The sequence below is a fragment of the Nonomuraea marmarensis genome (assembly GCF_043197025.1).
Taxonomy (GTDB): Bacteria; Actinomycetota; Actinomycetes; order Streptosporangiales; family Streptosporangiaceae; genus Nonomuraea; species Nonomuraea marmarensis.
Genome location: NZ_JBICRM010000001.1, coordinates 561,760 through 584,707 on the forward strand (window position 1 = coordinate 561,760; position 22,948 = coordinate 584,707).

The following is a 22,948-nucleotide window of genomic DNA, read 5'->3' on the forward strand; positions in this document are numbered from 1 at the left end:
ATCACGCCAGATCGCGCCGGTAGAGCCAGAAGACGCGTTCCGCTCGCGCGCCCACGGCGCGTGAGTAGAACCGCAACGGCCCGACCCACCCGATCTGGGCGCTGGACTGCCCGGCGGCGCGCAGGTCCGCCAGGCACCTGCGCAGCAGCACCCCGCCCAGGCCCAGACCGCGGGCGTCGGGGGCGGTGCCCGTAGGCCCGAACCAGCCGGGCCGCGATCCCCAGGCGGCGAAGGCCAGGACCCGCCCGTCGCGCTCGGCGTAGTGCAGCCCGGTCGCGTTGGCGGCCTCCCAGGCCCACGAATCATTCCACTCCCGGCTGACGAACGCGGCGATCTTGTCACGGTCCTCGCCCGCCGCGCGGACGATGATCCCGGCCTGCTCCAGCCGTACCAGGTCGTCCTCGACGGACAGGTCCACGTCCAGGTCGGCCGTCATGTTCCAGGCGACGTGGTAGCGCTCGTAGCCGAGGCTCTCGGCCAGGCAGGCGGCGGCGGTGTAGCGCACGTCGATGCCCGGCCAGGCGTAGCACGGCGGGTTGCCGGCGAAGCGCGCCTGCCGCGCGCCCCGCTCCAGCAGCCACTCCTCGGCCGCCCGCACCAGCGCCCGGCCGCGCCCCTGCCCCTGGGCGGAGGGATGTACGGCGAGCAGGTCCACGTGCCCGACGGCCGGGTCCTTCGTGGACATGGAGGCCATCACGGCCCCGCCGTCGGTCGCCAGCGCCGTCCACCGCCGGTCGGCCGGCGGCCGCGACAACCGGCCGACCAGGTCGGGCGCCTCGTCGTCCAGCGTCAGCGCGGCCCCGGCGACCTCGGCCGCCTCGGCGAGATCCGCGGTCCGCACCGCGTGCGCCATCACACTTCGCTCATCGGGCGGGCGATCACGCTGCGACGCTGCGGGTAGAAGCACGCGTGTTGCTGCGGCACACCCTGCGTCACCTGCAGCAACGGCCGCTCGGACGTGCACCGCTCACCCTGGAACGGGCAGCGGCCTGCGAACAGGCAGCCCTCGTCGGGCCGGCTCGCGTCCAGCGACTCCAGCGGCGTCACCGGCTGCTCGCCCGGCTGCTCCAGGCCGTGCAGCACCGGGATGGCCGACAGCAGCGACTGCGTGTACGGGTGCACGGGGTCGGCGATGATCGTGTCCACCGGGCCGCGCTCGACGACCTGGCCGCGGTAGATGACGTACAGCTCGCCGTCGTCGCCGATGTAGCGGGCCGTGGCCACGTCGTGCGTGATGAACAGCACGCTCACCCCGAGCCGCTCGCGCAGGTCCTTCAGCAGCGCCAGGATGCCCAGCCGGAGCGACACGTCGATCATCGAGACGGCCTCGTCCGCGACGAGCATCTCCGGGTCGACGGTCAGCGCGCGGGCGATGACCACGCGCTGCCGCATGCCGCCCGACAGCTGGTGCGGGTATCGCGCCAACACCGAAGCCGGGTCCAGCCCCACCAGCGACAACACCTCGGCCGCCCGCTCCTCGGTCCACTGCCTGGACCGCCCGGTCTGCCGGGCGCGCAGGCTCAGCGGCGCGGCCAGCGTCTGGTGGATGGTACGGGTCGGGTTCAGCGCCGAGTACGGGTCCTGGTGGATCAGCTGGATCTTGCGGAAGTGCGGCTGCCGCTCCTTGTGCCTCAGCGACGACATCGTGACGCCGTCGATGACGATCTCGCCCTCGTCGTACGTCTCCAGCCCCGCGATGATCCGCCCCAGCGTGGTCTTGCCGCACCCGGACTCGCCGATGAACGAGGCCGCGCCGCCCTTCGGGATCGCGAAGTCCACACCCCGCAGCGCCCGCACCTCATGGGCGCCCAGCACCTTGCCCCGCTGCCTGAACGTCTTGACGACGCCGGTCCCGGTGATCATGCGTGCTCCTTCACGTTCACGGTCACGGCGTGGCAGGCCACGATCCGCGGCCCGTGCGCGACGGCCTCCGGATCGACGGTGTCGCACACGTCCATGCGCAGCGCGCAGCGTTCCCTGAACACGCAGCCCTCCTTCGGCACGGTCGCCAGCGTCGGCGGCCGGCCGGGCAGCGCCCGGGCCTCGTCGATGTCGCCGACGAGCCGCGGGATGGCCTTGATGAGGCCCCTGGTGTAGGGGTGGCTGGGCGAGCCCAGCACCTCCCTGGTGGGGCCCTGCTCGACCAGGCGCCCGCCGTACATGACGGCCAGCCGGTCGGCGACCTCGGCCACCACGCCGATGTCGTGCGTGATGACCAGCGTCGTCAGGCCGCGCTCCGCGTGCACCTCGCGGATGATCCGCAGGATGTTCGACTGGGTGATCATGTCGAGCGCGGTCGTCGGCTCGTCCAGCACCACCAGGTGGGCGTTCAGCACCAGCGCCAGCATGATGCCGACGCGCTGGCGCATGCCGCCGGACAACTCGTGCTGGTGGGAGTCCAGCACCCTGGCCCCGTCCAGCCCCATCCGGCCGAGCAGCTCCTTGGCCTCGCGCACCAGGCCGCGCAGGTCGTCCACGCCGTGCGAGCGGCCCAGGTCGAGCAGTTGCTTGCCGACCGTCTTGAGCGGGTTGAGCGAGTTCTGGGCGGCCTGGAAGACGTACCCGATGTGTTTGCCGCGGGCCTTGCGCAGCTGCTCGCCCTTGAACCCCACGACGTCGCCGAGCCCGTCGATCTCGACGCTGCCCGCGGCGATCCTGCCGGGCGGCTGCACGGCGTTGAGCAGTGACAACGCCAGCGTGGACTTGCCGGAACCGGACTCGCCCACGATGCCGGTGATCGATCCGGGCTCCAGCGTCAGGCTGACATCCCGGACGGCGGGCAACTCGCCCGCCGGTGTCTTGTAGACGACCGTGAGGCCGCCGATGCGCACTCCCGGCGCTTCCTTTGTCAGGAGGCCTCCTTCGGCGGCCTCCTGACTAGTGGTGCTGTGTCTGATTGTGCCCTCGCTTCGCTCGGTCACGGTTACTCCTCGCGCAGCCGGGGGTTGAAGATCTCGTCCATGGCGTCCACCACGAGCACGATCGCGAGCGTGAGCAGCAGGATCGCCAGCAGCGGCCCGATGAGGAAGCCGAGCCCCTGCGGCACGGTCAGCGCCCCGGACCGGAACACGGCCGTGTTCAGCATCTGGCCCCAGTTGTTCGACTCGTACGGCAACACGCCCAGGAAGAACAGCCCGACCTGCGAATAGACACCACCGGTGACGGCGATGAGCATGTTCATCGCGATATATGGCGCCATGCTAGGTAGCAGCTCCTTGCCCACGATGTGCGTCGTGGACAGGCCGAGCCCGCGCGCCGCCTCGATGAAGCCCCGCTCGCGCAGCGACAACGTCTGCGAGCGCACCGCCCGCGCCACGCCGCCCCAGCCGAGCAGCCCGAGCACCAGGCCCATCTGGATCGCGCTGCTGAACTTCCACACCGTCGAGAGCACCAGCAGCAGCGGCAGCCCGGGGAGGGTCAGCTTCATGTCGGTCAGCCGCATGAGCACGGTGTCCCAGCGGCCCCGCTTGAAGCCGGAGAACAGCCCGATCCCCGTGCCCAGGACCACGGTGATGACGGCGGTCACCAGCGCGGCCAGCAGCACGTAGCGCGACCCGGTGACCACCAGGGCGATCACGTCCCGGCCCTGGTCGTCGGTGCCGAGCCAGTGTTGCCAGCTCGGCGGGCTGGTGATCTGGTCGGGGTCGAGGGGGAGCTGGGCCGGGTAGAACATCGGCCCGAACACGCCCATGAACACGAACCCGAGTATGAGCACGACACCCACCATGCGGCTGGGCTTGCGCTTCATCACCCGCCACACGCCCGACCAGAAGTTGCGGCGCATCGCCGCGCTCGTCGAGGAGCTCTCCAGCAGCACGACACTACTCATGACGAGATCTCCTCTCCGCTGCGGACCCGCGGGTCGATCACGCTGTAGAAGAGGTCGGCCACGATGTTCGCCAGGATGATGGCCACCGTGATCAGCAGGAACGCCCCGCCCATAAGTGCGTAGTCACGCATGGTGATGCTGTCGATGAGCAGCAGCCCGAGCCCCGGATAGTTGAAGATCCGCTCGATGAACACCGCGCCGCCCAGCAGCAGGCCGAGCGACAGCGCCAGGATCGTGAACAGCGGCAGGATCGCGTTGCGCGCGATGTACCTGAAGATGATCGACCGTTTCATCCCGCGCAGTTCCGCGGCCAGGATGAAGTCGTCGCCGAGCACCGTGACCACGCTCGACTTCATCGCCAGGATCCACCCGCCGTACGCCGCCAGCGCATACGTTGCCACCGGCAACACCGCGTGCTGGACCAGCGAGCCGAGGTAACCGGCGTTGAACCCGGGCTCGAACAGGATGTCCACCGGCCCGTCCGCCGGCAGGATCGGGATCAGCGTCGCGAAGATCGCGCTCAGCAGCAGCCCCAGCACGTACTGCGGCACGCCGTGCAGCAGCGACCCGGAGATGGCCAGCACGTCGCCGAGCTTGCCCGAGCGCTTGATGGCCGCGTAGACGCCCATGATGATGCCGACCAGGAAGCTCAGCAGCGTTCCCGCCAGCACCGGTAGAACGGTCCACTTGGCCGCCTCGCCGAGCACCTGCGTGACCGGCTGGCCCGCGTGCGAGACCGACTGGCCCAGGTTGAAGGTGAACAGGCCGGACATGTAGTCGGTGTACTGGTGCCAGAGCGAACCCGTCGGCTGGAACCCGTACAACACGCGCGTCGCCTGCTCGGCCGCCTGGGGATCCATGCCCTGCTGGATCAGCTTCTGCACGTTCGCGGCGACCGGGTCGCCGGGGATGCTCCTGACGATGAAGAAACTGATCGTGGCGACTACGAGGATCATGACGAGCCCGCGGGCCAGGTGGCCCGCGAGTCGCCGTGCGATAACACCCATATGGTTACTGCTTCTTCTTGACCATGCCGAGCTGCATCCAGACTCCGGCGGGCAGGCGCAGCACGTCGCTGTCCTCCGCGGGCCAGCCGGTGAACCGGCTGGTGTTGGTGAACTGGGTGTTCACGTAGTCCCAGAGCTGGATGGCCGGCAGGTCCTGGTTGGCTGCCTTGGCGAGCTGTACCATGATCGGCTTTGCCTCCTCGGGGGTGGCCGCGTTCAGTTTGGCGGTGAGCTCACCCGGGTTGATCTTGCCGACGCCTTGGACGTCGAGTTCCTCCGGGCTGCCCATCCAGTTGCCGCCCTTGCCGGGGGCACTGTGCGCGACCTTGCCCGCGACGTTGGTCCAGCCGTTGGAGGCGCCGTAGAGGCGCTGGAAGATGTCGTACGGCGCGGGGCCGAGCGCCAGCAGCCAGAAGCCGGCGTCGTACTTGCCGGCCGCGATCTCCTCCAGGTAGATCGGGTAGTCGGCGACGGTCACGACCTCGGCGTTGACGCCGTTCGCGATGAGCTGGCTCTTGATGTTCTCCTGCGCGGAGATCCAGTCGGAGAAGCCGTTCGGCGCGGTCATGGTCACCTTCCACGGCGCGCCGTCGGCCAGCGTCCACTTGCCGTCCTTCTTCTGCAGGCCGGCCTCCTTGAACTCCGCCTCGGCCTTGGCCACGTCGTGCTTGTACGGCTCCAGGCTCGACAGCTCCGGGCCGAGCCACTCCTGGGCGGGCTTCTGGTGGATGCCGGAGGTCGTCACGGCCGCCGTGCCGCCCTCGGGCGAGGCCACCTTGGTCACCTGGTCGCGGTCGATCAGGTAGGCCAGGCCGCGGCGCACGTGCACGTTGTCGTACGGCTTCTTCGACTGGTTGAACGCCAGGCCGACGGCCACCGGCGAGAAGCCCTTGATCAGGTGGGAGCCCGGAGTCTGCTTGATCCGGTTCATCACGTCGGTGGGGGCGGCGGTGAAGCCGGACTGGTCGAGCTTGCCGGCGGTGAGGTAGTTCCAGACCTGCTCGTTGCCGCTGTAGTTGAGGAATTTCACCTGGTCGGGGGCGATGTTCGCGGTGTTGTAGAAGTTCTTGTTCTTCACCAGCAGCGCCTCACCGGGGTTCACCCGCTCCAGCGTGAACGGCCCGGCCGAGACGTCCTTCGGCGGCGCGAAGGCGAGCACCTTCTGGCCGATGGCGAGGATCTGCTCGCGGGCCTTGTCGGCCGCGGCGCCGGTGCCCCTGGAGCTCTTCAGCTTCTCCCAGAAGTCGGCGGGCAGCACGCTGCCCCAGACGTGCGCGGGCACGACCCAGTTGTCCATCACGCCGCGGGCGAACTTGGAGCTCGGGTTGGACATGTCCTGGGTGACCTTGACGGTCTTGTCGTCCACGACCGTGATGTCGGCGGCGGCACCGGCCGCGCCCGGCGTGATGGCGAACGCGGTGCTGCCCTGGGTATAGGCGATGCCGAGGGACAGCTTGACGTCCTCGGCCGTCACCGGCTTGCCGTCGGACCACTTGGCGTTCGGCTGGATGTGCAGGGTGATGGAGGAGTTGTCAGGCGCGATGTCCCAGCTGGCCGCGATGCCCGGGTAGAACTGGTTGGGGTCGGTCAGGGCGTTCTTGGTCCACCCGAGCTTCATCCCGTTGTAGCCCAGGAAGGTGTTCCCTTTCGGGTTCCAGGGGTTGGCGGGTGCGCTCGCGTCGAGGCCGGGCCGGGTCACGTCGATCGTGGTGAAGAGCCCGCCGCCGCCCGAGCCGCCGGACGAGTTGGTGGCGCCACCGCTGCACGCCGCAGTCGCGGTGGCGAGACCCACCAACGCCACTACCGCTGCCAGTCGCTTCATTTGCCGCTCCGGGGGATGTCGGGATCTGTTGGATCAGTAGGGATTGACCGGACACTACGATCGAGCCCGACCCGCGTCAATAATCTCCAGACGTTGTGAGGTTAATGTAACTTTCCTTCATCAGTGTACGGAGTGGCGCTAAGCTCCACCAAATAATTGGTCAACCCATGACCAAGACGGCGGCCCCGTTGACCTGGTCCGCAGCCAGGTCGGAGAGGGCCCGGTCGGCCTCCGCGAACGGGTAGGGCGCCGTCGTCACGCGTGGCGGATGCGCCAGCGCCAGCTCCAGATACGCTCGGCCGTCGGCCCGGGTGTTGGCGGTCACGCTGCGCAGGGTCCGCTCCTGGAACAGATGCCGCTCGTAGTTGAGCACGGGCACGTCGGTCAGGTGGATCCCGGCAATTGCCAGCGTACCTCCCCGGTCGAGTGCCTCCATCGCGGTCGGCACCAGCGTGCCGACCGGCGCGAACAGGATCGCCGAGTCCAGCGGCTCCGGCGGCTTGTCACCGGCTGAGGCGGCTCCCAGCTCCAGTGCGAGCGCCCGGGAGGCGGCGGACCTGGAGACGGCGTGCACGGTGGCGCCCTGGGCGATGGCGGCCTGCGCGGTCAGATGGGCCGAGGCGCCGAACCCGTAGATCCCCAGCCGCCCGCCCTGCGGCAGATCGCACCGCGCCAGCGCCCGGTAGCCGATGATCCCGGCGCAGAGCAGCGGCGCCAGCCACTCGGCGGGCACCTGGTCGGGCAGGGGGTAGACGTAGTCCTCCGGGGCGACCAGATATTCGGCGTACCCTCCGTCGGCGTCCCACCCGGTGTAGGTGGAGGCGGGGCAGAGGTTCTCCATCCCTCTGAGGCAGTAGCGGCACTTCCCGCAGGTGGACCGCAACCAGGCGACTCCCACTCTTTGCGAAGTCCCGGCCACCCGCCCGACCGCCTGGTGGCCCGGCGTGGTGCGAGGCCGCTTCGGGGCCAGATCGCCCTCAGCCAGGTGCAGATCGGTACGGCACACGCCGCACGCCTCCACCCGTACCAGCACCTCACCCGGGCCTGGCTGGGGCACCTCCCGCTCGACCTGCACCAGCGGCCGGGACGCCATCGGCCCCGGCCGGTCCACCACCCAGGCCCGCATGTCAGGACAGTCGCGAGAAGGCCAGTGAGGCGTAGAGCGCGGCCCCGTCCGGCAGCACCGCGTCGTCGAAGATCGCCTCGGGCGAGTGGTTGTAGGGCGCCGTCGCCGGATCCCGGTCCGGCGGGCACGCCCCCAGGAAGGTGAACGCCCCGGGCACGGCCTCCAGCACGTACGAGAAGTCCTCCGAGCCCATCACCGGCTGCGGCGAGACGAAGAACCTGCCGGGCCCGAACAGCTCCTCGGCCGTCCGCCCCACGAACTCCGCCTCGCCCTGGTCGTTCACCGTCACCGGATAGCCCATCCCGAACGACGCCTCCACCTGCAACCCGTGCGCCGCCGCGATGCCCTGCACGAGCTCCACCAGCCGGCGCTTGACCAGCACCCGGTTCTCCTTGCTGAAGGTCCGCACGGTCGCCTCGAAGCTGGCCTCGTCCGGGATGACGTTGTCCGCCGTCCCGCCGTGGAAGCTGCCGACGGTCACGACCACGGGGTCGAACACGTCGAACGTCCTGGTCACCATCGTCTGCAGCGCCGTCACCATCTCGCACCCCGCCGCGATCGGGTCCAGTGCCCGGTGCGGGCTGGAGCCGTGCCCGCCGCGCCCCTTCACCGTCACGAGGAACGTGTCCGCCGCCGCCATGATCGGCCCGGGCCGCGACGCGAACAGCCCCGGCGGCAACATGGAGGACACGACGTGCATCCCGTACGCCGCCACGGGCCGCGCCCCGGCCGCGTCCAGCACGCCCTCGCCGATCATGTGTTTGGCGCCTTCGTATCCCTCCTCGCCCGGCTGGAACATGAAGATGACATCGCCCGCCAACTCCTCCCGCCGCGCGCTCAGCAGGTGCGCCGCCCCCGCCAGCATCGCGGTGTGCAGGTCGTGCCCGCACGCGTGCATCTGCCCGGGCGACTGGGACTGGTAGGGCAGCGCGTTCTTCTCCGTCACGGGCAACGCGTCCATGTCCCCGCGCAGGAGAACCGCGGGCCCGGCCTTCCCGCCTCTCAACACGGCGGTGACGGAACTGAGAGACGTGCCCGTCTTGATCTCCAGAGGCAGCCCGTCCAGCGCCGCCAGCACCTTCTCCTGGGTGCGCGGCAACTGGAGGCCGATCTCCGGCGTGGTGTGCAGTGAGTGCCTGAGCTGTACGAGTTCGTCCCGCATGTCCTGCGCTGATTCAGTGAACGACATGAATGACATTGTTCATGTAGCGGGCGGGAAGTCGATAAGGCGCGCTCGGTACGATGTCCGGGTGACTCAGCGTAAGCGGATCGACTCCTGGCTGTCCGACATGGACGGCGTGCTCGTCCACGAGGGACGACCGGTCCCGGGTGCGGACGAATTCATCAAACGGCTCAGCGAGTCCGGCAAGAAGTTCCGGGTGCTGACGAACAACTCGATCTACACCCAGCGCGACCTGTCCGTCCGGCTGGGCGCCGCCGGCCTCGACGTGCCTTCCCCGGCGATCTACACCTCCGCGCTGGCCACCGCCCAGTTCCTCGACGACCAGCGGCCGCGCGGATCCGCGTACGTGATCGGGGAGGCGGGACTGACGACGGCGCTGCACGAGGTCGGCTACGTCCTGACCGACCTGGACCCCGACTACGTCGTCCTGGGGGAGACCCGCACCTACAGCTTCACCCAGATCACCCGGGCCATCCGCCTCATCGAGGGCGGCGCCCGCTTCATCGCCACCAACCCCGACCCCGTCGGCCCCTCCACGGAGGGCTCCCTGCCCGCCTGCGGCGCCGTGGCCGCCCTCATCACCAAGGCCACCGGCATCGACCCCTACTTCGTCGGCAAGCCCAACCCCCGCATGATGCGCAGCGCGCTCAACGAGATCGAGGCCCACAGCGAGGCCACCGCCATGATCGGCGACCGCATGGACACCGACATCGTCTCGGGCATGGAGGCGGGCCTGTTCACCATCCTGGTCCTCACGGGCGTCACCCAGCGAGACCAGATCGACCGCTTCCCGTACCGCCCGTCCCTGGTGGTCGACTCGGTGGCCGACCTCATCGACCTCATCTGAACCTGACCCCTTCTGACAGGTATGCATGGCAACCTGACGTGATATGACCCGCGTTTACCTGGAGACCGGCCCGAAGAAGGTCTTCGCCTGCTCGATCGACTGGCCCGGCTGGTGCCGGATCGCCAAGGGCGAGGAGGCGGCCATCGACCGTCTCATGGAATACGTGCCGCGTTACCGCGTGGTGGCCTCCCGCGCCGGCCTGGAGTTCGCGCCGGGCGACCCGGTGGTGGTGGCGCGGGTGCCCGGCAGCGATACGACGGACTTCGGCGTGCCCTACGCCGTACCGGACCTGGACCTCGCCCCTGTGCTCGCATCGGAGGCGGAGCGCGGGGTCGCGCTCCTGCGCGCCTCCTGGGCCCTGTTCGACGAGACGGCCGCCGGCTCCCCGGAGGACCTCCGCAAGGGGCCGCGGGGCGGCGGACGGGATCTGACGAAGATCGTCGACCATGTGGAGGGCGCCGAGCGCGCCTTCGCCAGAAAGGTCGATGTGCGGCACAAGCCGTACAAGACGCGTGGTGACCGGGACGCCATGAGACGGGAACTGGCCGAGGTCCTCGCCCGGCCTTGGGACCCGCCCCAGACCACGGGCTGGCCTCCCCGGTACGCATTGCGGCGGCTTGCCTGGCATGTGATCGACCATCTGTGGGAGATCGAAGACCGGCGATGACACCTATGAGACGGGGGCGTTGGTAGCGGCCGTCGGCTTTGCTCACGGAGTGCGACGAAGCTGTGACGGATGAGGGCCGTGCCGGGGTAGATTTGGCCACGTCCTTGTCAAGCGAATGTAGAGGTAGGCGGGCGTGGACGTACGGGCGGAGATTCTCGACTTGAAGCTCCGTGTCGAAGGTCTCGAGGCCGGCGCGCATGTCGGCGGGGCGGCGTCAGGACACCGTAGAGAGCCGGACCGGCAGGCGGATCTCCTGCGCGAGATCAACGACCGGACCAAGCAGTTGCAGGCGGAGATCACTGCGATCAAGGCCGCGATGGCCGACTCCCGTACCGAGATGACCGAGGAGTTCGCGGCCGTCGAGACCGAGGTCGCGGCCATCCGCCGGGAGGTGAACGCCCGGTTCGTGGGCACTGAGGCCGAGAACACCTGTGTCCGGACGGAGATAGCCGACGAGTTCGCGTCTGTCCGGTCCGAGATCGAGCAGGAGTTCAACTCCGTACGGTCGGAGATGACCGATCTGGGGATCAAGCTCGACCGGTTGCTGAAGAGGGAAAGTGCCTAGCTGCCGCGCCGGGACACCCCGGACGCCGGGTCGCATATACCCCACCCTATTTGACCGGTATGTCCTTCGGGTAGCCTAACCTACGGTACCGTAACCTGAAGGAGAAGATCTTCTATGGTGATGACTCAGACGGAGCTGTTGCACGCGCTGGAGCCCGTCGTGGCCGTGGAGCTCGACCGCCACCATCAGATGGCCAAGGAGTGGTTCCCGCACGAGTACATCCCGTGGAGCGAAGGCCGCGACTTCGACGGCGTCTACGGGGGCCAGGCCTGGCAGGAAGGCGACTCGAAGATCCCCGAGGCGGCCCGCGTCTCGCTCATCGTCAACCTCCTGACCGAGGACAACCTGCCCAGCTACCACCGCGAGATCGCCACCACGTTCGGCCGCGACGGCGCCTGGGGCACCTGGGTGCACCGGTGGACGGCCGAGGAGGACCGGCACGGCACCGCCATCCGCGACTACCTGACCGTCACCCGCGCCGTCGATCCCGTCGCCCTCGAGCGGGCCCGCATGCACCACATGGAGAGCGGCTTCGCCAGCGAGTACGGCACCATGCTCCAGCAGCTCGCGTACGTGTCCTTCCAGGAGCTGGCCACTCGCATCGCGCACCGCAACACCGGCAGGGCCTCCGGCGACGAGGGCTGCGAGCGGCTGCTCGCCAGGATCGCCGCCGACGAGAACCTGCACATGCTCTTCTACCGCAACCTGCTCAAGGCGGCCTTCGAGCTGGACCCCAACCAGACCATGCGCTCGGTGACCGACGTCGTCACCACGTTCCAGATGCCGGGCTCGGGCATCGAGGGGTTCGCCCGCAAGGCCATGATCATCGCGAACGAGGGCATCTACGACCTCCGCCTCCACCTCGACGACGTGCTCATGCCGGTGCTGCGGCAGTGGTCGGTGTTCGACAAGACCGGGCTGGACGCGGAGGGCGAGCGGGCTCGGGACGAGCTGGCCGGGTTCCTGGCCAAGACCGAGGCCACGGCGGCCAGGTTCGTCGAGCGCAGGGAGGAGCGCCAGGCCCGCGTGGCCGCCCGCGACGGCCGGTAGGGCCTCCGGGGGCCGCCACTTTGTGCGCCTCTTGACCCGGAGCTGGTCTTGGACATCCCCGGCATCGGGCAGGTTCTCGGTAACACCGGAACGCCTGGGGAGCAAGGGTGAAAATCATCGGGATCGCCGCCAGCCTCCACGCGGGCTCTTTCATCAACAGGCTGCTGGAAGCGGCGGGCGGCGAGTTGCCCGAAGGCGTTGACTTCGCGGTGTGGCAGGGGCTGGGCGAGATCCCGCCGTACGCCGCCGGGCCCGTCCCGGCGTCCGCACGCGAGCTGGCCGGGCTGGTCGCGGCGGGCGACGCGGTGCTGATGACGGCTCCCGAACACAGCCTGCTGCCGGCCGAGCTGACGTACGCGCTGGATTGGATGTCGGCACACGACGGGCTGTCGGGCAAGCACGTCGCGGTGATGAGCGCGAGCGCGCGGGCCTGCGGCGCCATGTGGGCCCAGGCCGAGTTGTACAAGCAGCTCCAGGGCGCGGGGGCGGTCGTGATGGGGGCCGAACTGGTGATCTCGCCCACCCGCCGGCACTTCGGCGAGGACGGCCGGCTCACGGACTCCGACCTGCGGGACCAGGTCCGGGCCGTGATCGGGCAGCTGTGCCCGGCCGAGGTCATGGAGCCCGCGCTCTCCCTCTGACGGGCAGGCCGTCAGGGGTTGCGGCGGAGGCGTTTCAGGTCCGAGCGGTGCTTCTTGGTGGTGATGCGGCGTTCGACGGCGCCCCGGCTGGGCTTGGTCGGGCGGCGGCGCTTCGGCGGCGGGGCGATGGCCTCGCGCAGGCGCTGAGCCAGGCGGTGCGCGGCGGCCTCCCGGTTCCTGAGCTGCGAGCGGTATTCGGAGGCGGCGACGGTGATCGTGGCGGCGCCCAGACGGTCGAGCGCCCGGGCCTTCAGCACGGGCGGCAGCGCCGTGGTCGCGGCCACGTCGAAGGTGAGCTCCACGCGGCTGTCCGTGGTGTTGACGCCCTGGCCACCGGGGCCTGACGAGCGGGAGAAGCGCCAGACGAGCTCGGTGTCGGGGATGACGACCGAGTCGTTGACGACCAGCGGGCCGGGCATGCGTGGGGCTCCTGTTCCTAAACATGCGTTCTCTACGAGAATGTCACCGTATATGGGCGTCATATGCCGTTCGCAACAGCATTTCCAATCGTCGCCGTCGCTGCGAATATGAAGGGAACACCCGACAGGAGAGGCGACATTCCATGCAGCCTGTCTCGGCCGCGCAGGAGGGCCTCACCATGGTGGAGGCGGGCCTCACGGTGGCGCTGGCCACCGTTTCCGCCGTCGGGTTCCTGTTGCTGCGGTGCCAGGGCAAGGGGCGGCCGTTCGGGCCCGCGGGGCGGTGGCTCGCGATCGCCATCACCATCCTGACCGGGTGCCTGTCCGCCGCGGTCGCTCTGGTGAGCGGGGCGGTGCTGAACCAGTATCTCGCCACGGTGCTGGGAGCCGTCGCGCCGAGCGGGTTGTGGCTCGGCCAGATGCGGGCCAAGGACGAGGACCGGCGGTCGCTGGCGCGGGAGGCGGCGACGTTCTGGCTGGTGTCGCTGCTGGCCCGGCTCGACCAGGCGATGGCCGAGGACCAGCGGCTCTGGTGCGAGAAGCGGGTGGACGACTCCTGGAACGTCTACGAGCTCAGCCTGGCCGCCCACCGCTACCACGAGCGCATCGTCGAGCGGCTCTCACCCGAGGAACGCAGGCGGGAGCGGGTGCACGCCAGGCTGGACGCGATCGAGCGGCGGCTGGACGTGGCGGCGCTGATCGAGGACGGGGCCGCCCGGTCGAAGGTGGTCACGGCGCTGAACGGGTCGCGGCATACGCGGCTGGCCAGGTATGAGCGTTATCTGAACGATCTGACGCGGCTGCACGGCGTGCTCAGGCACGACGCGGAGAGCGATCTGCTGCGGTTGCTGGCCTCGGCCTACCGCGCCGGATATCGGTCGCTGCCGGGGTTCGTGCCGTCGGCGCCGCCGGTGCGCAACGCCGAAACGGTCAGGCGGGCCCGGTGAGACTGTTCGCCAAGGGCCCGCAGACCCGCTGGAGGATGGCCGGAGAGCGCGGTCAGGTGGCTTCCGTGAGTGCGGCGGCCGAGCCTTCCGCGTCGCCGAGCGTGAAGTTCAGGCGGGCCCCGAGCGCGTCGACGACGGCGCCGAGCGTGCGAAGCGTCAGGTTCTCGTCTCCGGACAGGATCTGGCTTACTCGACCGGCGGATACGCCCATCGAGGCGGCCAGGTCGGCACGGGATATCTTGTGTTCCCTCATATACCAGGTGATCTCGTCGACGACTTCCTGGGCGAGACCGCCCACCTCGTCACGGCTGCTACGGCGAAGGGCCATCACGGTCTCGCTCTCGACGCTCTCGTTCGGATACTCCGAGTTTAGCTCTACCTAAACCTTTAGGCAAGCCTAAAGTCGGCCGTTCTCTTGACGGCCGGCTGCAAGCGGCGTATGCCAATATCGCGCGAGAAGATCACGGGGTGGGGAGGCGCAGTGGCCGTCATCGTCGGCGTGCACGGGATCGGCAAGTACAACTACTACCTGCAGGCCGGGCGGTCCGCGGCCGGGGCGGCGGAGGCCATGCGCCGCAAATGGGACCGCTACCTGCACGCGGCGCTCGGGGGAGAAGCCAGGGCCTACTTCACCGAGATCGCGTACTTCTCGCACCACCTGCACGACGGCAAGGGCGGCGACGACGCCCGGCGGTCCTTCGCCGCCATGGAGTCCCCGGCCCAGCAGGTCCTCGCCGGGTGGGCGAAGAACCTGGGCGTGGGCGAGCACGTCACGGGGGTGCTCAAGTCGTTCACCGGCTGGCTGCTCACCAAGCTGGACGACAGGTCGGCGGCGTTCGCCAAGCTGTTCGCGCCAGAGGTGGCGGCGTACCTCACCGATCAGGCGAAGCGCGAGAAGTCCCGGCAGGCGGTGGCCGAGGTCATCCGGAGGAACCGGCCCCAGGTGGTGATCGCGCACTCGCTCGGCAGCGTCGTCGCGTACGAGGCCCTGTGGGCTCACCCCGAGCTCGAGATCGACCTGCTGATCACCCTCGGCAGCCCGCTCGGCATGCGCAACGTCATCTTCGAACGCCTCCTGCCCGCCCCCATCAACGGCCGCGGCGAACGCCCCAGAGGCGTCAGGCGCTGGGTGAACATCGCCGACAAGGATGACATCGCCGCCATCCCGCCCGACCTGCGCGGCAGCTTCACCGGCATCGACGTCGAGGAGCTGGTCAACCTCGACTGGATCGACTTCCACACCGTCGAGAAGTACCTCGGCTGCCCGGCGCTCGACTCGCATCTGCGACCATTTCTGGCATGACGTGGATTGTGTTCGACTACGGCGGTGTCCTTTCCCTGCCTCAGCCCGAGTCCGACGCCGACGACATGGCGCGGGCGGTGGCGGCGGACCCGGAGGCGTTCAAACGCGGCTACTGGGAGCATCGCCTGGAATTCGACCGGGCCGCCCTGACTCCGTTCTCGTACTGGTCGGCGGTGCTGGAGCGGCCCGTCAGCCAGACAGAGATCGCCCGGCTGGTCGCCATGGACGTCGCCAGCTGGGCCTACCCCAACACGGGCACGGTGGCCCTGCTCGGCGAGCTGATCGAGGCGGACCGTGACGTGGCGCTGCTTTCCAACGCGCCCGTCTGCATCGGTGAGGGCGTGGACGAGCTGCCCTGGATCGCCGCGATCGGCCGCCGCTTCTACAGCGGCAGGATGGGCCTGGTCAAGCCCGACAGGGAGATCTACGACGAGCTGGCCCGCGAGCTCGGCGCCGACCCCTCCGAGATCGTCTTCATCGACGACCGCCCGGAGAACGTCGAGGGCGCCGAACGCGCGGGCATGACCGGCGTGCACTTCACCGATGCCGCCGCGCTGCGCGCATCGCTGTCCGGCGTGCGGGGAGCGGCCCGTTGATCCAACGGCGAAGCGCGCTCGTCACACTGGACGATGGGGACGGCGCTGGACTTGCGCGTCATCTCCTGGAAGATCTACGCGAACAGGACGACTGATGCTGTTCACCCGCGCTTGACTCCAGTTTCACGAATGGGTCAGCGCGGGCGGACATACCTGGTGACGTGGACCGCAGAGCCTTCCTGACAGCGGCGACAGCCGGCCTCCTCCTCCCACAGTCCCTCACCCCGGCGGCCTCCGCCAGAACCCTCAAATCCGATCCGTTCACGCTGGGCGTGGCCTCCGGAGATCCCTCGACCGACGGCTTCGTCCTGTGGACCAGGCTGGCCGTCAACCCGCTGAACGGCGACGGCTGCGGCGGCATGCCCTCCCGCGACGTGGACGTGGACTGGCAGGTCGCGACCGACGAGCGTTTCTCCTCGATCGTCAAGTCCGGCACCGCCGGCGCCAGGGCGCGCGACGCCCACAGCGTGCACGTCGAGCTGAAGGGGCTGGAACCCGGGCGCGACTACTTCTACCGGTTCAGGAGCGAGGGCAGGCTCTCGCCGGCCGCGCGCACCAGGACCGCCCCCTCCGGCGAGACGCCGCTCACGTTCGCGGTGGCGGCGTGCGCGCACTACGAGCACGGCTACTACACCGCCTACCGCCGCCTGGCCGAGCAGGAGCCTGAGCTGGTGGTGTTCCTCGGGGACTACATGTACGAGTACGGCCCCAGCGGCTACACCGCGCTGGCCGGCCGCGTACGCACCCACACGCCCGGCAAGTGCGAGACGCTGGCCGACTACCGCCTCCGGCACGCCCAGTACAAGAGCGACCACGACCTCCAGGCGGCGCACGCGGTGGCGCCGTGGCTGGTGGCGTTCGACGACCACGAGGTGGAGAACAACTGGGCCGGGCCCGTCTCCAGCACGGGAGCGCCCGGGTTCGCCCAGCGCAGGGCGGACGCGTTCCGGGCGTACTACGAGAACATGCCGCTGCGCCGCGCCAGCCTCCAGGGGGCGGTGCTGCGGGTGAACCGGCGGGTCTCGTGGGGGACGCTGGCCCGCTTCCACCTGCTGGACACGCGCCAGTTCCGCGACGACCAGGCGTGCCTGGACGGGGTACGGGCGGGGTGCGACGACCGGCTGGCCGACAAGCGCACACTGCTCGGGGCCGACCAGTGGCGCTGGCTGGAGGACGGGCTGCGCGGCTCCACCACACAGTGGAACCTGCTCGGGCAGCAGATCCTGATGGCGCAGCGCGACTTCAAGGTCGGTCCGGGGCGGGAGGTGAACCTGGACTCCTGGGACGGGTACGCGGCCGAGCGGACCCGGCTGCTGGGGTCCCTGGCGCGTACACCGAACCCGGTGGTGCTGACCGGGGACGCGCACATGCACCACCTGGCCGAGCTCAAGACGGACTTCGACGACCCGGACTCGCCGGTGGTGGCCAAAGAGCTGGTGGCCTCGTCGATCGCGAGCGACGGAGACGGTTACCGGGACCGGACGTGGATCGCCGAGGCGTTGCAGGAGAATCCGCATATTTCCTACATCGACCAGCGACGCGGCTACCTGATGGCGCGGCTGACTCGCGACGAAATTTCCGTCGATTTCCGGACATTGGACTACATCTCCCGCCGGGGAGCCCCCGCCAAGACCGCCCACCAGCTCACCATCCCCGCCACCACGGGTGCGGCGGCCGCGGCCCAGGCGGGGGCGCCTCGGGTTGGCTGAACGTTTGCTGGGAGCCCGCTGAGGATTCGCTCAACCGCCCCCCGCCGGAGACCGCCCGGTCGTCCGGCAGGGGTGCTCGGCCGTGCCCCCGGCGGTGGCGCCTGCCATGCCCGCGGGCGGTGCTCGGATCAGGCGCCTGGCCAGCTGCCGTCGGGGAACTCGCCCGTCGTGCCGCCCGACATGACCACCTGGTCGCTCTCGCCCAGACCGGATGTGACCTCGACGTACTGGTCGCCGCGTACCCCGGTGCGCACCGTCTTCGCCGTGTCGCGGCCGCCGGAGCGCACCGTGACCACCTGGGTGCCGTCCGACCTGGTGCGGACGGCGGCGGCGGGCACGTAGATCGTGTCCTCGGCCTCGTCCGTGGTGACCGTCACCGAGGCGGTCTGCCCGAGCATGAGCCCGGCCGGTGGCTCGTCGAAGGCGAGGGTGACCGAGTAGCGGACGAGCTGGCCGTCCACCGTCGCGGTCGGCGCGATCGCTGTCACCGTGCCCTCGTAGTGTTCTCCGTTGCGGGTGGCCAGGGTGACCTGGGCTTTCTGGCCGAGCTTGAGCCGGTTCACGTCGGACTCGGTGACCATGGCCTGGACCTGGAGCTCGTTCAGGTCGCCGAGGCTGACGAAGGTGCCGGTGCCCGCCGTGTCACCGACCCCGCCCGCCACCGACAGGATCGTTCCCGCCGCCGGGGCCACGATGCGGGTCGCCCGGACGGCGTCCGCGGCCTGTTCGAGTGCGGCTTCGGCGCGGTCCACGTTCGCGGTGGCCTGGTCCTCACTCATCCCGGCCTTGGCCCCCGTGCCTGTGCTCGTGCCCGTGCCTGTGCCCCGGTCGCACGAACCCGCCGGCTGCCCGCCGCCCGTCCCCCCGGTGCTCGGCCTGGCCGAGGGCTTGCCGCCACCGGTCGGTTTGCCGCTCGTCGACGGTTTCGCGCTGGTGGACGGCTTGGCGCTGGTGGACGGCCTGCCGGTGGGGGAGCCCGTGGCGGAGGGGGCGCCGGTCGAGGGCGGGCCACCTCCGGGCTCCCCGGTGCCGCCGTTCCCGGTGCCGCCGGTCGGGGTAGCTGTGACGGTCGTGGTGGCCGTGACGGTGGCCGTGACAGTGACCGTGACCGTGGGCTGGGGCTTGGGACCGGTGGGCTCGGAGGTCAGCGTGCTCGTCGGGGTCTTTGTGGCCGTCGGCTGCGGGTCGGCCGTCTGGGACCGGGTGGAATTCGACGTCGACTGCTGGGCGACCGTGTGGGATCGGGTGGGGCTCGGCGTCGGACTCGGGCTCGCGGAGGCAGACGCCGTCGGCCCGAAGGCGCCGCCCGCACCGCCGTCGGCCGCGTCGCCGTTCACGGTGCCGCCGGTCGCCGTCGTGGCGGCACCGCCGGTCGCGGTGCTGGTGGGGGCCGTGTTGCCGGTCGCCCGGGTGGTCGGTATCGCCGCGATCATCGGTATGGCGTTGCCGGTCGCCCGGGTGGTCGGTATTGCCGCGCTGATCGGTGTGGCATTGCCGGTGGCCCCGGTCGTGGGAGTCGCGTTGCCCCCGGCCGGGGTGCAGGCCGCGGGCGCGCTGCCCGTCGTGGCGGTGGAGGACGAGGCCTCGTCCAGGGCCTCCTCGGCGGCGGCCAGGTCGGCCTGGGCCGCCGTGTACGCCTCCCGCGCCCCCCGGCTGTCGATCCGGGCCAGCACCTGCCCCTTCTTCACCTTGGTCCCGACCTTGACGTAGACCTTGGTCAGCGTCCCCGAGGAGCCGAAGGCCAGGTCCCTGCGCGAGCCGTCCACCGTGCTCCCAGCAGCGCTGACCGAGGCCGTGACCTGGCCGCGCTGGGCGGAGGCGAGCCGTACCTGGACGGTGGGCGGGGCGTCGTCGCGGAGCGCCAGCGCCAGGCCGGACCCGGCGACGAGCACGGCCAGGGCGAGCCCGCCCAGCGCGAAAGTCGGTCTCATGGGCGCCCATCCTGGCGGAACAGGTTCACGCCAGGCTGCAAACAGCCTCAGAGTTACCTGTGTGTCCGATGAGGCCCGCAGGTTGTCAGCGAACGTTCAGCTAGCTCGCGGCTGCGGCGCAGCCTAGTGTGCAAGGGTCACCGGCTGTGAAGGTGTCGACAAGGCGCAGAGCGCTGATGACCAACGGAGCGCTGGCCGTGCTCCTGCTGGGTGGTGCCGCGTTCGCCTATGCCCAGCTCGGCACGGGCCGGGCGGCGGGGGATACGACCGTGCGGACGGTGACCGCGAGCCGCGGCTCCGTAACCGCCTCGGTGTCCGCCTCGGGCGCGGTCGAGAGCTCCCAGTCCCGAGCGCTCTCATTCGGTACGACCGGCACGGTCGAGAAGATCTACGTCAAGGCCGGCGAGAAGGTCGGCAAGGGAGACATCCTGGCCAGACTTGACGATGACGCCGCCCAGGAGAGCCTGTCGGCGGCCAAGGCCACGTACGACGGCGCCGTTGACGACGGGACCGACACGGCCCAGCTCTACGCCGCCTACATCAAGGCGCGCAACGCCTACCGGGAGGCCCAGCGCACGGTCGCGGCCACCGTGCTGAAGGCCCCGTTCAAGGGGACGGTCACGGCGGTGAACGGCTCGGTGGGCGGCAACAGCTCCGGCTCGGGCGGCAACAACTCCGGCGCCACCTCGGGCACGGGCTCCACCGCGGCGGCGCAGAGCTCGGGCTCCAGCAGCTCCAGCGGCTTCGTCGAGCTGGCGGACACCGGCAAGCTGCAGCTCGTCGGCACCTTCACCGAGTCGGACGTCGGCAAGCTCAAGCAGGGCCAGGAGGCCACGATCACGTTCGACGCCCTCCCGGGGGTGACCGCCACCGGCGAGGTCACCCAGATCCAGCCGGTCGCATCCACCAGCAACAACGTCGTGCAGTATCCGGTCACGGTCACGTTCACGAAGGTCCCGAGCCAGGTGCGGCTGGGCCAGACGGCCACGGTCGAGGTCGTGACCGGCCAGGCCGAGGACGTCGTCACCGTACCCTCCACCGCCGTCTCCACCAGCGGCGGCCAGACCACGGTCACCCTGCTCAGGAACGGCACGCAGACCAGGACCCCGGTGGAGGTCGGCGTGCGCGGCACGTCGTTGACCGAGATCAAGTCGGGCGTGACCGAGGGCGACCAGATCGTGCCACCGGCCACCACGACCGGCACAACCGGCGGAGCCAACCTGCGGTTCGGCGGCGGCGGAGGGTTCCCCGGCGGTGGCGGCGGCGTGCCGGGAGGCGGGCGATGACGGCCCCCGGCCCCGTGCCCGTCCTGCGCGTGCGGGACCTCGTCAAGGAGTACGGCGAGGGCGACGCCAGAGTACGCGCCCTGCGCGGCATCAGCCTGGACGTCGAGCGTGGGGACTACGTCGCCATCATGGGCGCCTCCGGCTCCGGCAAGTCCACCCTCATGAACATCCTCGGCTGCCTCGACATCCCCACCTCCGGCACGTACCTGATCGACGGCGCCGACGTGGGCCGGCTGGACGAGCACCAGCTCGCCATCCTGCGTAACCGCAGGGTCGGGTTCGTCTTCCAGTCGTTCAACCTGATCCCGCGCATGAGCGCGCTGGCCAACGTGGAGCTGCCGCTCGTGTACGGCGGCATCGGCCAGGCCGACCGGCGCGCCCGCGCCCTGGCCGCGCTGGAGCAGGTCGGCCTGACCGACCGCGTGCACCACGAGCCGAACCAGCTCTCCGGCGGCCAGCAGCAACGCGTGGCCGTGGCCAGGGCGCTGGTCACCGCGCCCGCGCTGTTGCTGGCGGACGAGCCGACCGGCAACCTCGACACCGCCTCCACCGGCGACGTGCTGGAGATCATGGACCGGCTCAACGAGTCCGGCCGCACGATTGTGATCATCACCCACGAGGACGACGTGGCCAAGCACGCCAAGCGGGTGATCAGGCTGGTGGACGGCGAGATCGTGGAAGACCGCCGCCAGGCGCCCGTGGACGGACCGCCGCCGCGGCTGCCGGAGAAGGACAGGGTGGCGGCCAGGTGAACCAGCTCGAGATCCTCCGCTTCGCGCTGCGCGGCCTGCTGGCCAACAAGATGCGCAGCTCGCTGACCACGCTCGGCATCCTCATCGGGGTCGCCGCGGTCATCATGCTGGTCGCCGTCGGCGAGGGCTCCTCGCGCAGCATCCAGCAGAACATCCAGCGCCTCGGCGCCAACACCCTGACGATCTCCCCGTCCTTCTCGGGCGGAGGCGGCGGAGGTGGCGGCGGCCAGCGCGGGCAACAGGCGGGCGGCGGCAACACCGGCCCGCGCACGCAGGCCAGGGAGCTCAGCCTGGCCGACGCCAAGGCGCTGACCGACAAGACCCTGGCGCCGAGCGTCAAATCGGTGTCGCCGGTCGTGAACGCCTCCTCCTCGACCGCGACGTACGGCCCCGCCAGCCACGCGATCTCGCAGTTCGTCGGCACGTACCCCAGCTACTTCGAGGCCATGAACAAGTCCGTGGCCAAGGGCACGTACTTCTTCAACGACGACGTGCTGGCCGCCAGGAAGGTCGTGGTGCTGGGGCAGACCGTGGTGGAGGAGCTGTTCGGGACCGTCGATCCGATCGGCAAGCAGGTCAGCGTGTCCGGCGTGCCGTTCACGGTGGTCGGTGTGCTGAAGGAGACCGGGTCCACCGGCATGCAGGACGCCGACGACGTGGCGATCGCGCCGCTGCCCGCCGTACAGCAGAGTCTGAGCGGGTTCGGCGCGCTCGGCTCGGTCGTCGTGCAGGCGTCGGGGGCGGAGACCACGACGGCGGCGCAGTCCGAGGTCACGGCTATCCTCAACCAACGACACGGCATCACGAACGACAACCCCGACTACCGCATCCTCAACCAGGCCACGTTGCAGGAGACCGTCAGCGCGGCGACCGGCACCTTCACCGTGCTGCTCGGCGCCGTGGCCGCGATCTCGCTGCTGGTGGGCGGCATCGGCATCACGAACATCATGCTGGTGACGGTCACGGAGCGCACGCGCGAGATCGGCATCCGCAAGGCCATCGGCGCGCCCAGGAGCGCGATCCTGGGGCAGTTCCTGCTGGAGGCCACGTTGCTGAGCCTGGTCGGGGGGCTTTCCGGGGTGCTGGTGGCGTTCCTGGGGACCAGGTTCACCGTCGCCGGCATCGAGCCGGTCCTCGTGCCGTCGTCGGTCGCGCTGGCGCTGGGCGTGTCGGTGGGGATCGGGCTGTTCTTCGGCAGTTATCCCGCCAACAGGGCGGCCAAGCTCAGGCCGATCCAGGCCTTGCGCCACGAGTAAGGAGAAAGACAT

The 22,948-nt window shown here is 70.0% G+C and carries 23 protein-coding genes; 12 read left to right on the forward strand and 11 right to left on the reverse strand.

Annotated elements, in window-relative coordinates:
- Position 1 precedes the first annotated feature (1 nt).
- The 8 genes from ACFLIM_RS02750 to ACFLIM_RS02785 form a co-directional block, all read right to left on the reverse strand.
- Positions 2 to 853: a GNAT family N-acetyltransferase gene (locus tag ACFLIM_RS02750; protein ID WP_393161603.1), complete on the reverse strand. Its 852-nt coding sequence runs from the start codon at positions 851 to 853 to the stop codon at positions 2 to 4.
- The gene (locus tag ACFLIM_RS02755; protein ID WP_393161477.1) at positions 853 to 1,863 is read right to left on the reverse strand and encodes an ABC transporter ATP-binding protein; all 1,011 of its coding nucleotides are present in this window, start codon (positions 1,861 to 1,863) and stop codon (positions 853 to 855) included. The genes ACFLIM_RS02750 and ACFLIM_RS02755 overlap by 1 nt, the downstream gene beginning before the upstream one ends.
- On the reverse strand, positions 1,860 to 2,831 hold the full coding sequence (locus ACFLIM_RS02760; RefSeq protein WP_393161479.1) for an ABC transporter ATP-binding protein: 972 nt from the start codon (positions 2,829 to 2,831) through the stop codon (positions 1,860 to 1,862). The genes ACFLIM_RS02755 and ACFLIM_RS02760 overlap by 4 nt, the downstream gene beginning before the upstream one ends.
- Before the next feature lie 92 nt (positions 2,832 to 2,923).
- On the reverse strand, positions 2,924 to 3,829 hold the full coding sequence (locus ACFLIM_RS02765) for an ABC transporter permease (RefSeq protein ID WP_393161481.1): 906 nt from the start codon (positions 3,827 to 3,829) through the stop codon (positions 2,924 to 2,926).
- Positions 3,826 to 4,836 carry an ABC transporter permease gene (locus tag ACFLIM_RS02770; RefSeq protein ID WP_393161483.1) on the reverse strand — a complete coding sequence of 337 codons (1,011 nt, stop codon included), beginning with the start codon at positions 4,834 to 4,836 and terminating at the stop codon, positions 3,826 to 3,828. The genes ACFLIM_RS02765 and ACFLIM_RS02770 overlap by 4 nt, the downstream gene beginning before the upstream one ends.
- Before the next feature lie 4 nt (positions 4,837 to 4,840).
- Positions 4,841 to 6,658, reverse strand: coding sequence for an ABC transporter substrate-binding protein (locus tag ACFLIM_RS02775; RefSeq protein ID WP_393161485.1), 1,818 nt, complete (start codon positions 6,656 to 6,658; stop codon positions 4,841 to 4,843).
- 160 nt (positions 6,659 to 6,818) lie between these two features.
- Positions 6,819 to 7,784, reverse strand: coding sequence for a zinc-dependent alcohol dehydrogenase family protein (locus tag ACFLIM_RS02780; RefSeq protein ID WP_393161488.1), 966 nt, complete (start codon positions 7,782 to 7,784; stop codon positions 6,819 to 6,821).
- A 1-nt stretch (position 7,785) separates the two neighbouring features.
- Positions 7,786 to 8,973 (reverse strand): M20 metallopeptidase family protein, encoded by a 1,188-nt coding sequence (locus ACFLIM_RS02785; protein WP_393161490.1) that lies wholly within the window; start codon positions 8,971 to 8,973, stop codon positions 7,786 to 7,788.
- Positions 8,974 to 9,034: 61 nt separating this feature from the next.
- On the opposite strand from ACFLIM_RS02785, the gene ACFLIM_RS02790 reads away from it, so the two are divergent.
- From ACFLIM_RS02790 to ACFLIM_RS02810, 5 genes are all read left to right on the forward strand, one after another.
- On the forward strand, positions 9,035 to 9,814 hold the full coding sequence (locus ACFLIM_RS02790) for an HAD-IIA family hydrolase (RefSeq protein ID WP_449291458.1): 780 nt from the start codon (positions 9,035 to 9,037) through the stop codon (positions 9,812 to 9,814).
- Between the two features lie 43 nt (positions 9,815 to 9,857).
- Positions 9,858 to 10,481 carry a hypothetical protein gene (locus ACFLIM_RS02795; RefSeq protein WP_393161492.1) on the forward strand — a complete coding sequence of 208 codons (624 nt, stop codon included), beginning with the start codon at positions 9,858 to 9,860 and terminating at the stop codon, positions 10,479 to 10,481.
- A gap of 133 nt (positions 10,482 to 10,614) precedes the next feature.
- Entirely contained in the window at positions 10,615 to 11,046 is a 432-nt protein-coding gene (locus ACFLIM_RS02800; RefSeq protein ID WP_393161494.1) for a hypothetical protein, read from the forward strand.
- Between the two features lie 114 nt (positions 11,047 to 11,160).
- A complete protein-coding gene (locus tag ACFLIM_RS02805) occupies positions 11,161 to 12,096 on the forward strand; it encodes an acyl-ACP desaturase (RefSeq protein ID WP_393161496.1) in 936 nt (311 codons plus the stop codon).
- A 107-nt stretch (positions 12,097 to 12,203) separates the two neighbouring features.
- Complete coding sequence (locus ACFLIM_RS02810) at positions 12,204 to 12,737, forward strand: NADPH-dependent FMN reductase (RefSeq protein ID WP_393161498.1); 534 nt, start codon at positions 12,204 to 12,206, stop codon at positions 12,735 to 12,737.
- A gap of 11 nt (positions 12,738 to 12,748) precedes the next feature.
- On the opposite strand, the gene arfB is transcribed toward ACFLIM_RS02810, so the two are convergent.
- Entirely contained in the window at positions 12,749 to 13,156 is a 408-nt protein-coding gene (arfB, locus tag ACFLIM_RS02815; RefSeq protein WP_393161500.1) for an alternative ribosome rescue aminoacyl-tRNA hydrolase ArfB, read from the reverse strand.
- 143 nt (positions 13,157 to 13,299) lie between these two features.
- On the opposite strand from arfB, the gene ACFLIM_RS02820 reads away from it, so the two are divergent.
- Positions 13,300 to 14,103: a hypothetical protein gene (locus tag ACFLIM_RS02820; RefSeq protein ID WP_393161502.1), complete on the forward strand. Its 804-nt coding sequence runs from the start codon at positions 13,300 to 13,302 to the stop codon at positions 14,101 to 14,103.
- Between the two features lie 52 nt (positions 14,104 to 14,155).
- On the opposite strand, the gene ACFLIM_RS02825 is transcribed toward ACFLIM_RS02820, so the two are convergent.
- The gene (locus ACFLIM_RS02825; RefSeq protein ID WP_393161607.1) at positions 14,156 to 14,431 is read right to left on the reverse strand and encodes a helix-turn-helix domain-containing protein; all 276 of its coding nucleotides are present in this window, start codon (positions 14,429 to 14,431) and stop codon (positions 14,156 to 14,158) included.
- Positions 14,432 to 14,584: 153 nt separating this feature from the next.
- Here ACFLIM_RS02825 and ACFLIM_RS02830 point away from each other — a divergent pair, with 153 nt between their 5' ends.
- From ACFLIM_RS02830 to ACFLIM_RS02840, 3 genes are all read left to right on the forward strand, one after another.
- Positions 14,585 to 15,406, forward strand: a complete 822-nt coding sequence (locus ACFLIM_RS02830; RefSeq protein WP_393161504.1) for a hypothetical protein — start codon at positions 14,585 to 14,587, stop codon at positions 15,404 to 15,406.
- Positions 15,403 to 16,002 carry an HAD family hydrolase gene (locus tag ACFLIM_RS02835; RefSeq protein WP_393161506.1) on the forward strand — a complete coding sequence of 200 codons (600 nt, stop codon included), beginning with the start codon at positions 15,403 to 15,405 and terminating at the stop codon, positions 16,000 to 16,002. Before ACFLIM_RS02830 ends, ACFLIM_RS02835 begins: the two co-directional genes overlap by 4 nt.
- Positions 16,003 to 16,163: 161 nt before the next feature.
- Complete coding sequence (locus ACFLIM_RS02840; RefSeq protein ID WP_393161508.1) at positions 16,164 to 17,711, forward strand: alkaline phosphatase D family protein; 1,548 nt, start codon at positions 16,164 to 16,166, stop codon at positions 17,709 to 17,711.
- 128 nt (positions 17,712 to 17,839) lie between these two features.
- Here the strand turns inward: ACFLIM_RS02840 and ACFLIM_RS02845 are convergent, their stop codons facing one another.
- The gene (locus ACFLIM_RS02845) at positions 17,840 to 19,642 is read right to left on the reverse strand and encodes an efflux RND transporter periplasmic adaptor subunit (RefSeq protein WP_393161510.1); all 1,803 of its coding nucleotides are present in this window, start codon (positions 19,640 to 19,642) and stop codon (positions 17,840 to 17,842) included.
- A gap of 176 nt (positions 19,643 to 19,818) precedes the next feature.
- Between ACFLIM_RS02845 and ACFLIM_RS02850 the strand changes: the two genes are divergently transcribed.
- The 3 genes from ACFLIM_RS02850 to ACFLIM_RS02860 are packed head-to-tail and all read left to right on the forward strand — an operon-like array spanning position 19,819 to position 22,936.
- Positions 19,819 to 20,928 carry an efflux RND transporter periplasmic adaptor subunit gene (locus ACFLIM_RS02850; protein WP_393161512.1) on the forward strand — a complete coding sequence of 370 codons (1,110 nt, stop codon included), beginning with the start codon at positions 19,819 to 19,821 and terminating at the stop codon, positions 20,926 to 20,928.
- A complete protein-coding gene (locus tag ACFLIM_RS02855) occupies positions 20,925 to 21,680 on the forward strand; it encodes an ABC transporter ATP-binding protein (RefSeq protein WP_393161514.1) in 756 nt (251 codons plus the stop codon). Before ACFLIM_RS02850 ends, ACFLIM_RS02855 begins: the two co-directional genes overlap by 4 nt.
- Positions 21,677 to 22,936, forward strand: a complete 1,260-nt coding sequence (locus ACFLIM_RS02860) for an ABC transporter permease (RefSeq protein ID WP_393161516.1) — start codon at positions 21,677 to 21,679, stop codon at positions 22,934 to 22,936. The genes ACFLIM_RS02855 and ACFLIM_RS02860 overlap by 4 nt, the downstream gene beginning before the upstream one ends.
- The last annotated feature ends 12 nt before the right edge of the window (positions 22,937 to 22,948 follow it).